The organism is Flavobacterium lindanitolerans (assembly GCF_002846575.1).
GTDB classification, from domain to species: domain Bacteria; phylum Bacteroidota; class Bacteroidia; order Flavobacteriales; family Flavobacteriaceae; genus Flavobacterium; species Flavobacterium lindanitolerans.
Map to the genome: position 1 here is coordinate 427,071 of NZ_PJND01000007.1, position 14,996 is coordinate 442,066.

Sequence of the window (14,996 nt, forward strand, 5' to 3'; positions counted from 1 at the left end):
CAAAAACAACAAATACCACTAAAAACAAAAACAATGCACCAGCTCCCAAACAATGTTCATAAGACAATCGTTCTGCTCGGATGTCTTATTCTAGCCTGTTTTAGCGCTCAGGCACAAGTACCTGTTCCTTTTACACCCAGACTCCAGAATGGAAGTATGAAAGTAAAAGGAGACATCATTTTCGTTGGAAATAACATTCTTAACAGAGCCGCAGCCAACAATGTTTCTGAAGCTAACATTCCTTATAACGGAACAAGTGATAACAACTCCTTCAATATGGAATACATCGATATTGACGGCGACCCATCTACTTTCAGTTCCAGTTCTGCCGATTTGGCTTTAGGAAATAGCTGTTCAAAAGTAGTCTATGCCGGATTGTATTGGGCATCGACCTATCCTTATGAGCGAAGCACGAATCAAAATTCCGAATGGCAGGGAACACCACGTTTCAACGACTGGAATCAGGTCAAATTTAAATTGCCTGGCGGCGCCTATATCAACCTTACGGCAGATAACAATCCTGACCCGGCCGGAGATGAAGATGCGATAATTTTTGACGGATATAATCCTTCAAACATTACTGCTTCTTTTAAAGATTCGCCTATCATCTGTTATAAAAACGTAACCAATTTGGTAAGAGGACTTGCGAACCCGAACGGAACCTATACACTTGCCAACCTACGTGCTGCAAAAGGACGCCGGTCAGGAGCAAGTTCTGCCGGTTGGGTAATGGTTGTTATTTATGAAAATCCAACCATGCCCGGAAAGTTTATTTCTACGTTTGACGGATATGCAGGGGTTCAGGGAAATGTAACTGCCGATATTAATATAAATGGCTTCGTTACACTTCCGGCTCCATTTCCTGTTCGTGCTAAACTTGGTGTAGGTGCTTTAGAAGGTGATGTCGGAATTACAAATGACAGGTTGCGAATCAAAGCAAATACGGTCGCTACTTTTACAGACGTTTCCAACACGCTGAATCCGGCCAACAACTTCTTTAATTCTACCATTACTAATAATAATGCCCAGGTCACAAACAGGAATCCTTATGGAACCAATACTCTGGGTCTGGATTTGGATATGCTCAATCTTTCCAATCCATTAAATGGAATAATCCCTAACAACGAAACCGGGGCAACCTTAAGACTACTAACATCGGGAGACGGATATGGTGCATTCCTGACTTCCTTTGCAGTAGAGGTCATTGAACCGGAAATAAAACTAGTCAAAACCGTAAGAGATATTAGTGGTAACAATATTGGCGGAGCCGATGTCAATCTTGGTCAGGTTTTAGACTATGTATTAACTTTCCAGAATATTGGAAACGACGACGCTCGAAATCTTACGATTAGAGACATTCTTCCAGAGAATACCTTTTTTAATTCTATCGATTTAAGCGGAGCTCCCGGGGTAACCTATGTTTATAACCCAACAACAGGGCAAGTGACGTTTACGGTGCCCAATAATCTTGTCGAAATTGGCGACCCCACCTATACTATCAAGATTCGTGTTCAGGTAGTAAATACTTGTAGCGAGCTGACCAATGCCTGTTCGAACATTATACAGAATCAGGCCTATACCACCTACCGCGGTGCCTTAAACAGCAATATTATTTCTGATGACCCAAGTGTGGCCGGATTGGATTCCTGCGGATTGGGAATACCTGGTCCTGCCAACTTCCTTGTTGATATTGATGAATGTGCTTTCAGAAGAACCGAAATTCTTTGTGGCGCTTCGGTAGTACTAACGGCAGGTTCCGGTTATGCTTCCTATCAATGGCATAACGCCAGTGGTACAGTTATCGGAAACACCCAGAGTATTACGGTGACCACTCCGGGGCAGTACTATGTAGTCAACACTCCTACTCCACCTTGTATTGGAATTACAGAATACATTACTGTAACCCGTTTTGGTACAAACCAAACCAATCCGGTACTGCCTTTTGCAGATGAAATTGTAACCTGTCCAAATGACGGAGAACAACTTCCAAACATATTTTTATGTGGATTAAACGACAGCCGATTCATCCAGACTAACATTACCAATGCCGTCAGCATTATTTGGGAGAAACTCAATGAGGCCAGTTGTCCGGCCGTGGGTATCGATAATTGTGCTAATAAAAATCCTTCCTGCGTTTGGACTCAGCAAGGAACCGGAACCAATTTTAATGTGACTCTTGCCGGGCAATATCGCGTAGTCATCAATTACCAAAACGGTTGTTTCAACAGGTATTATTTCAACGTTTATACCAACCTTTTGGATCCGCAATACATCGTCCAAAATATTACCTGTAACACTACCGGAAAGATTACGGTAACTAATGTCCCTTCAACCTATGAATTCCAACTGGTTAACCAAAATACGGGAGCTGTTTTGGTGCCTTACCAAAGCAGTCCGATTTTCCCGATTACTCAGGCCGGCTCTTATTTGGTGCAAATCAGGCAACAGGGCGTTACAGACGGTTGCGTCTTTGTTATTACTGAAATAGGCGTATCAGACCTAAACTTCCAGGTAAATGTGATCACCAAAAATACTTCCTGTAACGGATTTGGAAGCATCAGACTGCAGGCTCTAAATGTAAGACCACAATATTATTATTCCATCTCGGGTCCAAGCACGCTGAATGTAGGGCCTTTGACAGACAATGATTATGTTTTCCAGAATCTGAATCCGGGAACCTATACCGTTACAGTAAGAACTGATGACGGCTGTACGTTTACCAGTACAACTACTATTCAGGACAATAGTAACCTTAACCTGAATGCGACTATTCTCCAGAACGTTTCATGTACACCGGGCAAAATCAAATTGACCCCTTCCGGTGGTGAAGCACCTTATGTATATGCCATTTACAGCATCAACGGAATATTGCAGAATCCTACAGCAGGTGATTATACCGATATTGACACTTTTGAAATTCCTATTGGCCAGGAAGGAACCTATGTTTTCATTATGGTAGACAACAACAACTGTACGGCATTATCAAATCCGGTAACCATTCAAAATCTTCCCGATGTTGTATTTACTACCAGTTTTGAAAATATAAAATGTAACGGGGCCAACGATGGAAGTATACGATATAACATAACAAACACGAATGGTTTTTCATATTCTTTTGAATTAATGAATGCTTCCGGAAATCTAATCCGTACGAATACATCTGGTATTTTTAACGGACTTGCCCCTGGAAATTATACGGTTTATTTTATCCAGTACGGTCCCACAATATGTGAATTCCCTGCCAATTTTACATTGACAGAACCGGCAGCCCTTACCGGAGCTATAACCCAAACACAACCTTACAACTGTATCACCAATAGCGCAACCATAAGCATTACTGCCGGAAGCGTAACCGGCGGAACACTTCCTTATGAATACAGCATTGACGGAATTAATTTTGGTACTGCAACATCGTTTACCGGATTAACAGCAGGAACCTATACTGTTACTGTCAGAGATGCTAATGGCTGTACATTCAGAACAAACGCAATTACAATCAGTCCGTTGTCGCCTCCTACAAATATCCAATTTGCGGCAACAGCACCAACGTGCCCTGCTTTGACCTCCAACGTAACTCTTACAGTAACTGGCGGAACAGGACCATTTGTTTATGAAATCACTGCACCGGCGGCTGCAATAGCAAACAATGGAAATAATGCTGTATTTTCCGGGCTGGCTCCGGGAACTTATACTTTTAAGGTAACGGATGCCAACGGATGTTCTTTTACCAGAAATTACACAATCAATCAGGTAACACCAATTGCCGTAAATATTTTGGAAAAAGGAGATTCAGCCTGCTTTGACCCTGCAACAGCAACTGGTTATGTGAATTATATTGTAAGCGGATTCACAACAACATATAACTATATCATCAGGAACAGTTCAGGCACAATCATTTCCTCCGGAACCAATGTTTCAACGAGTAACATTTCAACCGGAGCTATCCTTTCTGCTGAAACTTATACAATTACTGTAACCGACAATACCACTAACTGTACTGCTACGGTAACTCAGATAATCAACAGTCCACCATCTGAACTTAACGTCACACTTACCGTAAATCCGATTACCTGCACAGGTGGCGGAAGTGTAATCGTTACAGCAACAGGCGGTTGGGGCAACAACTACCAGTACTTATTGATCGCATCTGACGGAACCCAAATGGGCTATCAATCGAGTCCGGTTTTCAATAACGTGACATCGCCTGGTAATGGCTTGGTTTATATATTGGACTCAATGGTCTGTCAGAAGATAGTACCATTCACTATGACCGTGGCAACACCTCCTGTAATTTCTATAAATGCTTCTTCTGATTTGTGTTATGACACGACAAACAGAGCTACCATAAGCGTAGCTGTAACAGGAGGGACAGCCCCTTTTTCGTATACGATAAACGGGGGAGGCAATCAGTCATCGGGTACATTTGCCAATCTGACGCCGGGAACCTATACCATTAAAGTAACAGATGCAAACGGTTGTACCGATACTGTTACGCAAACGATAAACCAGCAACTTACAACCGTTTCAATATTGGATAAAGGTCTGGATTGTACAAGCAGCCCAGATGCAGAAATAGATATCACTATCAACGGCGGACAAGCTCCTTATTCTTATCAGACATCTGTTAACGGAGGAGCATACGGAGCCATTACTCCGGTTGTTGGGTCGGTAATAAATTATACTACAGCTACACCGGGAACATATCAGTTCCAGATTACAGACAACATTGGCTGTGTCGTACGTACAAACATGGCAACAATAGCACCGCTGTCAAATCCTTCCATACTTTCAGTAACCCAAACACAAAACATTCTGTGTAATGGCGATAATAGTGGAGCGATTGCTGTAGCCATAGACAATACCGCCGGAGTAGCACCAATAGCTATTTCTGTAGTAAATACGACTACAGGTACAAACTTTGGCTCACAAACTTCAGGTTTGCCTGCAGGAAATTATACGATTACCATTACCGACAGTAATTCATGTACCGATACCGAAACGATTACTTTAACACAACCAAATCCTATTACATACAACGTTTCAACTGTTGACATTACTTGTAATAATCCGGGAGGAACATCCTATGGGGAGATTATCGTTCGAAATTTAGCCGGAGGAACCGGACCTTTCACCTATCATGTAAGCAATAACTTTGGCTATTCAGATACCTATAATGCTACAGCAGGAGAAGACCATTCTTTCCAAATTCTGGCTTTCGGTATCTATCAGGTTGATGTAATCGACGCCAATGGCTGTTCGGTTGTCACAAACAATATTATTATTGCTTCACCGCCAGATGACTTATTAATAGATGTGTCAGCCGTGACAGCAGACTGTTTAAATGGTGGAACAGCTAAAATTACAGTAACCTCTGCCGTGAGTAGCGGTAACTTCCAGTTTGCAATTTTAGAATACAACACCATTCCTTACTCTAACAATTATCAGCCTGCTGACCCGGGAACTCCTGAAACAACAACTTTCACAGGATTAACTCCCGGAGTAACGTATACGTTTGTGGTGTATGATGTGGTAACACAATGTTACTATTTCAAATCGGCCAACCTTCCTATCGATTCACCTTCTAACCTGACGGCAACACTTGACGTTGTAAGCAATGTTTCATGTACAGGAAGCGCTAACGGAAATGTTTCATTCACGTTCAGCAATTATGATACCGGAGCAACTCAGGTAAATTATGAAATTTTTAATGCGCAGTCCAATACAAGTACAGGAATAACAGGCAGCTCTACAGCACTACCGGGAGGACCTGTTACGGTAAATAATTTTGGCACATTGCCTCCAGGAAACTATTATATTTTATTTACAGAAGTGGGAGGTGCATTCTCAGGATGTACCAATGCTTCACCAACATTTGCCATAAGCCAGTCTACCAATTTATTGCAGGTAACAGCTGTGGTGACTAAAAATGACAACTGTAATGCCAATGCCGGACAGATTACGGCAACAGGACAATACGGAACAGCTCCTTACCAATACCAACTGGTAGCTGCAGGAGGTCCGGCACCAACTGCGACGACATGGACAGGAACATCGGCCAATGTTTTCAATACCGAAGGAGGCAACTATACAGTATATATCAAAGATGCAAACAATTGTATTCAGTCGGCTCCAATCACATTACCAACTGATACAACTCCTGTAATTACTGCTGTTGTTACCAACCAATGCGGTACTTCAGAAGGAAGTTTTTCTATACAGGTAGATAGAACGGTTAACGGCGTGGCTCCTTACTCTTACAGCATAAACGGAGGAACATTCCAAAATCAGGCGGCTGCTTCATTTACTTATAACAATCTTTCTTCAGGAAGTTATACCATCCAGATAAAAGATGCCAACGGTTGTGGAAATACAGTAACCTTACAAATTTTCGTTCCGTTAAACCTTACTCCGGCAGCCACATTGCAACCTAGCTGTGCCAATAACGATGGAGAAATTACAGTTACCCCTTTTGGAGGTTCAGGCAATTATGAATACGAACTTCAGGACGGGTCAGGCAATACTATTGTTGCTGCTCAGCCAACAGCAAACTTTACCGGATTGGCTGCAGGAAACTATATTGTAGTAATTCACGATACGACTTCAAACTGTAATGAACAGGCAGCAATATCATTAGAAGTTCCTACTCCTGTAACCTTCACCACAAGCTCTGAAAATGTAAGCTGTAATGGTGGCTCTAATGGAGTAATTACAATAACATTGCCGGCTTCAAACGACAATCCACCTTATACCTATACGGTTAATGACGGAACCAATCCGGCTATAACGCAGAACTCTCCTGTGTTTACCGGATTGGCAGCAGGAACTTATACCGTTACTGTAACGTCTGGAAAAAATTGTTCAGATGTTCAAACTGTAACCATTACTGAACCGTCACTTTTAGATATCAGTGCTTCAGCAACGGCCTTTGCTTGTAATACTTCCAATGTGGTGAATACTTCAACTATTACAGTAACTGTTGAAAATGACACAACAGGAAATCCTTCCGGAACAGCTCCCTATTTCTATAGTATTGATGGAACTAATTTCCAAAATACCAACACATTTAATATTATTGACAATGGAAGCACACAGAATATAACCGTAACGGTAAAAGACAGTAATAACTGTACACAAACCACAACGGTAATTATCAATCCTTTACCGGAAATAACAGCAGTTGCTGCAGTTCGCGGAACAGCAATTACCTGTACCAATGACGAATCTGTACAGATAAATGTAACGGGCGGTTCCGGAGATTTCACTTTTGATGTCTTGCCATTAGGGTCACAGGCATCTGTCACTCCGGGTCCGGGGAATAACTCCGCTACATTACTACTGACTCAGCCCGGAAGCTACACTTTCCAGGTCAAAGACAACGTAACCGGATGTTATATGCTTACCGTTCCTTACGAAATTCTGCCGTTTGACACGATTGAAGTAATAGCATCCAATCCTACCCCGGTAACTTGTTTTGGAGATTCGGACGGAACCCTTACCATTAACGTAACAGGATATACCGGTGCTTATTCATACAATGTTATCAATACAGCAGGAACAACCGTAGCAACAGGAAACGGAAGTACAGCAGTAAATCCGTTTACAATAAACGGCCTGACAGCAGGAAATCTTCATGTCGTAGTTACGGCAACTGATACACCTTTCTGTACGGAAGACTCAAACACCGTAACCGTTACTTCTCCTGATAGTCCATTACAGTTGACCGCTAATCAGACTGCCAATGTAACCTGTGACAACAATCAGGGAGAAATCACAGCCTCTGCCACTGGCGGATGGGGAACCTATCTATATGAATTAGTAAACAATACAACCTCAACAACTATTCAGGCGTATGCCGCCAATAGCTCCTTTACAGGTTTGGCTGCAGGAAATTATACTGTTTCGGTAAGAGATTCCGGAGGTTGTATCGTAAGCCAAACGGCTGTATTAGTACAACCGGCACTTATATCGGCTACAATAAATGCCTCTGTTACCCAGGTACTTTGCCATGGTGATACTACCGCCATGATTGAAGCCTTAAGCGTAGCAGGAGGACAAGGAAGCTATCAATTTATTCTTAATCGTTATGATGCAACAGGAACTACAATTGTTTTGAGTTCCGGACCTCAAACAAGTCCGCAATTCCCTGGACTTGGAGCAGGAATCTACAGCATCACGATTACTGATGGCTGGAATTGTAACCTGACAACACCAACATTAACAATCACTGAACCAACTCCGGTACAAGGATTTTTATCTACAAACAGCAATATGACCTGTTTAACACAGGCAGAAATCATCGTATCCGGCTTGGGTGGAACACCGCCGTACCAATTCAGTGCTGACGGAATATCCTATTCAAATACTTCTGTGTATACTGTAGGTCCAGGCACGTACCAATATTATGTGAAAGATGCTAACGGATGCCAGGCTGTATTGACAAATCAGGTAACCATATTGCCGGTTCCAGCTTTACAGTTAAATCTGGACCTGAGCAGCGCTTCAATAAACTGTTCAGGAGAATCGACAGCAGCCATTACAGCCAATGCAACCGGAGGATTAGGCAATTATATGTATGAATTATTAGACGGAGCATCCAATGTTCTGGCAGGACCACAAGCAGCAAATAGTTTTACCGGACTTCCTGCAGGAAATTATTATGTTCGCGTGGTAAGTCTTGACTGTAGAGAAACATCATCTGTCATCAACATTACTGACCCTGCCCAATTAACCGTAAGCTATATCAAACAAGATGTTCTTTGCTTCGGAGATGCAAACGGAAACATTGAAATTCATACAACAGGAGGAACAGGAATTATTCAATATGCAATATCTCCTAACCTCAACCAATTTGTTACCGACAACGTGTTTGATGCACTTCCTCCAGGAAGTTATGAAGTCATCGTTCAAGACCAGAAAGGCTGTTTTGAATTGTTGAATATTGACATTTTAGAACCTGCTCCGCTTGTGGCAACAGTAGATGCCGTAAATCAGGAACTTTGTCTTAATGATGCCAATGGTTCGATAGCAATCAGCATTACAGGTGGAACAGGAAATTATCTGGTAAGTCTTGACAACGTTACATTTGTACCTGTTGTGGGTAACCAGCACACCTTCACGAATTTGGTTGGTGATACCCTATACCTGATTTATGTAAGAGATTCTAACGGATGTAATGTAAATCCACCTGTAGAACAATATATGAACCCTGCAGTAGAGGTAATTCCAGCCGTATCAGTACAGCCAAATTGTACGAACAACGTACCAGGAAACATCGTAACGGTAACCGTAAATGTTGAAGTTGTAAGTGATGTCCAATACTCTTTAGATGGAATCAACTATGTGCCTTCCAACACGTTTACGAATCTTGCTCCCGGAAATTATACTGCCTATGTACAACATACAAATGGCTGTACAAAACAGGTTCCTTTCACAATTGACAATTTATTGCCAATTACTGCAACTCCAAATGTAACAGCAAATGTGTTGTGCTTTGGAGATACTACAGGAAGTATTGAAGTAACCGCTACCGGAGGAACGGGAACAATTGAATATGCCATATCGCCTGCATTCGCCTACGGAACGGCCAACACGTTCAACAACCTGGCTGCGGGAACCTATACCGTTAAGGTTAGGGACAACATCGGCTGTGAGGTCGAACTGGCAAACATTACGGTAACAGAGCCTGCGGCAGCACTTTCGGCCACGGTTAACGGAACGCATGAAATCTGCCTGGGCGACAATAACGGTACCATAACCATAACGCCTGCGGGTGGAACGGCGCCTTATACCACAAGCCTGGATTCCAACAACCCGGCCGACTTTACTTCGACACTGACCTACAACAACCTGAACGGTGGGCAGACCTACACCATTTATGTGAAAGATGCCAACGGTTGCGAGATCACCCCTCAGACATTCACGATAAACAACGGGGTAGACATACAGCCTACGGCAACGGTGGTAGCAAACTGTACCGGCAACGTACCAGGAAACACGGTAACCATTGGCGTAAATTCTGCAGTAGCCTCACAGGTTCAGTACTCACTGGACGGAGTAACCTATGTAACATCAAACACGTTCAACAACGTTGCTCCGGGAACCCACACGGCTTACGTACAGCACACCAATGGCTGTACCAAAACTGTTCCTTTCACAATCAATACGCTATTACCTATCACGGCTTCGGCTAATGTAACGGCCAACGTATTGTGCTTTGGCCAGTCAACCGGAAGCATTCAGGTAACGGCCACAGGTGGAACGGGAACGATTGAATATGCCATATCGCCTGCATTCGCCTATGGGACATCAAACACGTTCAACAACCTGGCGGCAGGAACCTATACCGTTAAGGTAAGGGACAACATCGGCTGTGAGGTCGAACTGACAAACATTACGGTAACAGAGCCTGCGGCAGCACTTTCGGCTACGGTTAACGGAACGCACGAAATCTGCCTTGGCGACAATAACGGTACGATAACCATAACGCCTGCGGGTGGAACGGCGCCTTACACCACAAGCCTGGATTCCAACAATCCGGCCGACTTTACCTCGGCACTGACCTACAACAACCTGAACGGTGGACAGACCTACACCGTATACGTGAAAGATGCCAACGGATGCGAGATTGCGCCCCAGACGTTCACGATAAACAACGGGGTTGACATACAGCCGACAGCAACGGTAGTACCTAACTGTACCGGCAACGTACCTGGAAACACGGTAACCATTAACGTAAACCCTGCAGTAGCCTCACAGGTTCAGTACTCACTGGACGGAGTAACGTATGTAACATCAAACACGTTCAACAACGTTGCTCCGGGAACCCATACCGCCTACGTACAGCACACCAATGGCTGTACCAAAACGGTTCCTTTCACAATCAACACGCTGTCGCCTGTTACAGCTTCAGCTAACGTAACGGCAAACGTATTGTGCTTCGGACAGTCAACCGGAAGCATTCAGGTAACGGCCACAGGTGGAACGGGAACGATTGAATATGCCATATCGCCTGCATTCGCCTATGGAACATCAAACACGTTCAACAATCTGGCGGCGGGAACCTATACCGTTAAGGTAAGGGACAACATCGGTTGCGAAGTAGAACTGACAAACATCACGGTAACCCAGCCTGCGGCAGCACTTTCGGCCACGGTTAACGGAACGCACGAAATCTGTCTGGGGGACAATAACGGTACGATAACCATAACGCCTGCCGGAGGAACGGCACCTTACACCACAAGCCTGGATTCCAACAACCCGAGCGACTTTACATCGGCACTGGCCTACTCCAACCTGAACGGTGGGCAGACCTACACCGTTTACGTGAAAGATGCCAACGGATGCGAGATTGCGCCTCAGACATTCACGATAAACAACGGGGTAGACATACAGCCTACGGCAACGGTGGTAGCAAACTGTACCAGCAACGTACCTGGAAACACGGTAACAATTGGCGTAAATTCTGCAGTAGCCTCACAGGTTCAGTACTCACTGGACGGAGTAACCTATGCTGCTTCCAATGTATTTACGAATGTAGCACCGGGAAGCCATACCGCCTACGTACAGCACACGAATGGCTGTACCAAAACGGTTCCTTTCACCATCAATACGCTAATACCGGTTACGGCTAACGCAAACGTAACTGCAAACGTATTGTGCTTCGGACAGTCAACCGGAAGCATTCAGGTAACGGCCACAGGTGGAACGGGAACCATTGAATATGCCATATCACCTGCCTTCGCCTACGGAACTGCCAACACATTCAACAACCTGGCGGCGGGAACCTATACCGTTAAGGTTAGGGACAACATCGGCTGTGAGGTCGAACTGACAAACATTACGGTAACAGAGCCTGCGGCTGCGCTTACGGCTACTGTTAACGGAACCCACGAAATCTGCCTTGGCGACAATAACGGTACGATAACCATAACGCCTGCGGGTGGAACGGCGCCTTATTCCACAAGCCTCGATTCCAACAACCCGGCCGACTTTACTTCGACACTGACCTACAACAACCTGAACGGTGGACAGACCTACACCGTTTACGTGAAAGATGCCAACGGTTGCGAAATCACCCCTCAGACATTCACGATAAACAACGGGGTTGACATACAGCCTACGGCAACGGTGGTAGCAAACTGTACCGGCAACGTACCTGGAAACACGGTAACCATAGGTGTGAATCCTGCTATTGCTTCTCAAGTGCAGTATTCATTGGATGGAGTAACCTATGTAACATCCAACACATTTACGAATGTAGCACCGGGAACCCACACGGCTTACGTACAGCACACCAATGGCTGTACCAAAACGGTTCCTTTTACTATCAATACGCTGTCGCCTGTTACAGCTTCAGCTAACGTAACGGCAAACGTATTGTGCTTCGGACAGTCAACCGGAAGCATTCAGGTAACGGCCACAGGTGGAACAGGAACGATTGAATATGCCATATCGCCTGCCTTCGCCTACGGAACTGCAAACACGTTCAACAACCTGGCGTCGGGAACCTATACCGTTAAGGTAAGGGACAATATCGGTTGCGAAGTAGAATTGACAAACATCACGGTAACCCAGCCTGCGGCTGCGCTTACGGCTACTGTTAACGGAACCCACGAAATCTGCCTTGGCGACAATAACGGTACGATAACCATAACGCCTGCGGGTGGAACGGCGCCTTATACCACAAGCCTGGATTCCAACAACCCGGCCGACTTTACATCGGCACTGACCTACAACAACCTGAACGGTGGACAGACCTACACAGTTTACGTAAAAGATGCCAACGGATGTGAAATCACACCTCAAACATTCACGATAAACAGGGGTGTAGATATCCGACCAACGGTAACGGTAGTCCCAAACTGTACCAACAACGTACCAGGAAACACGGTTACCATTAACGTAAACCCTGCACTAGCCTCACAGGTCCAGTACTCACTGGACGGAGTAACGTATGCTGCTTCCAATGTATTTACGAATGTGGCTCCGGGAAGCCATACCGCCTACGTACAGCACACGAATGGCTGTACCAAAACGGTTCCTTTCACCATCAATACGCTAATACCGGTTACGGCTAACGCCAACGTAACGGCCAACGTATTGTGCTTTGGCCAGTCAACAGGAAGCATACAGGTAACGGCCACAGGAGGAACGGGTGTATATCAATATGCGATTTCACCTGCTTATAGCTATTCTTCTTCCAATACATTCACCAATCTTGCTGCCGGAACCTATACCGTTAAGGTAAAAGACCAGAATGGCTGTGAAATCACGCTTACAAATATTACGGTAACTCAACCTGCGGCAGCGCTTACAGCAGTCGTAAACGGAACTCCTGAAACTTGTGACGGATTAGATGATGGTACTATAACAATTATACCTTCTGGAGGAACAGCACCTTATTATACAAGCCTTAACTCAAACAATCCTGCCAACTTTACGACTACACTGACTTACACCGGCTTAATTGGAGGAAGGCAATATACCGTATTTGTAAAAGATGCCAATGGATGTCAGATTACTCCGGCAGTTTTCCGTGTAAACGATGGCTTAAATCTGCAACCTACTGCGGTCGTAGCTACGAATTGCAACGGTAATACACCGGGAAATACGGTAACAGTTTCTGTAAATCCGGCGGTTGTAAATGACGTACAGTATTCCTTGGATGGAGTTAATTATGTAAGCTCAAATGTATTCAACAACCTGCCGGTTGGTCCGCATACTATTTATGTCAGACATACAAACGGCTGTACTAAAACGACAACAGTTAGGATAAATCCTGTGACACCAATTACGGCTAGCGCAACAGCTGTCAATGCAACATGTAACGGCTTGTCAAACGGACGAATCACTGTAACGGCTTCCGGAGGAACAGGACCATTGCAATATGGAATTTCTCCTGATTTCAACCTTACTTCAAGCAATGTATTCCAGAATCTTGCAGCAGGAAACTATATTGTTAGGGCTGTCGATTCTAAAGGATGTTACAAAGAGGTAACTATTGCCGTAACAGAACCTAATGCATTACAGGCAACCGTAGTAGATGTACTTCAGGAAATTTGCGTAGACGATGATAATGGGGCTATTGAAATTGCGGTCACCGGAGGAACAGCTCCTTATTCAACAAGTCTTTCAGAAAATGGTACTTATGTTCGAAATGAATTCTTATACGAGAATCTGAACGGCGGACAGACCTATACCATTTATGTAAAAGATTCAAGAGGCTGTACTACTTCTGTACAGGTAACCCTGGACGCTCCTGTTGATATTGATGCAAGAGAAAATATAGTTTACAACTGTAACGGAAATACAGTTACTATATCAGTAAGTCCGGGTGTAGCCAATAACGTAACCTATTCCTTAGATGGCGGTACACCCCAAACAGGAAATATATTTACAGACCTTACCAACGGACGCCATACGGTTGAAGTCCTTCATACTTCTGCTTGTACAGATACGGTTTCATTCTTCATCAGCAATGCCGTACCTGTGACTGTTACTCTTGCAGAAACCGGACTTAACAAAATTACCGCAACCGCTTTCGGAGGAACAGGAAATTATACTTACACTTTCAACGGCTATGATAACGGAAGAAACAACGTATATGTTTTCTATCAATCCGGCACTTATGAAGTTATAGTAACCGACAGTAACGGATGTGAAGCACGGGCTACAATCAACGTAGTCTTTGTCGACATCACGATTCCAAACGTAACGACCCCTAATGAGGACGGTGACAATGACACCTGGTCGCCTGGCAATACGCAAAACTATCCTAACATTACCACAGACATTTTTGACAGGTATGGAAGGAAACTTGCAACATTGAGACAAGGACAATCATGGGACGGAAAATACAATGGTACCGAAATGCCTTCAGGAGATTACTGGTACATCATCAAACTTGGAAATCCAAATGATAACCGGGAATTTGTCGGAAACTTCACTATTTACAGATAAATGAGAAGAGCCGTTCCTATCGGAAATGGGTAGGAACG

Annotated in this window: 1 protein-coding gene; it reads left to right on the forward strand. The window is 44.2% G+C overall.

What is annotated here, in order from left to right; genetic code table 11:
• The first annotated feature begins 33 nt into the window (after positions 1-33).
• Complete coding sequence (locus B0G92_RS01905; protein ID WP_101470908.1) at positions 34-14,958, forward strand: T9SS type B sorting domain-containing protein; 14,925 nt, start codon at positions 34-36, stop codon at positions 14,956-14,958.
• Positions 14,959-14,996: the final 38 nt, after the last annotated feature.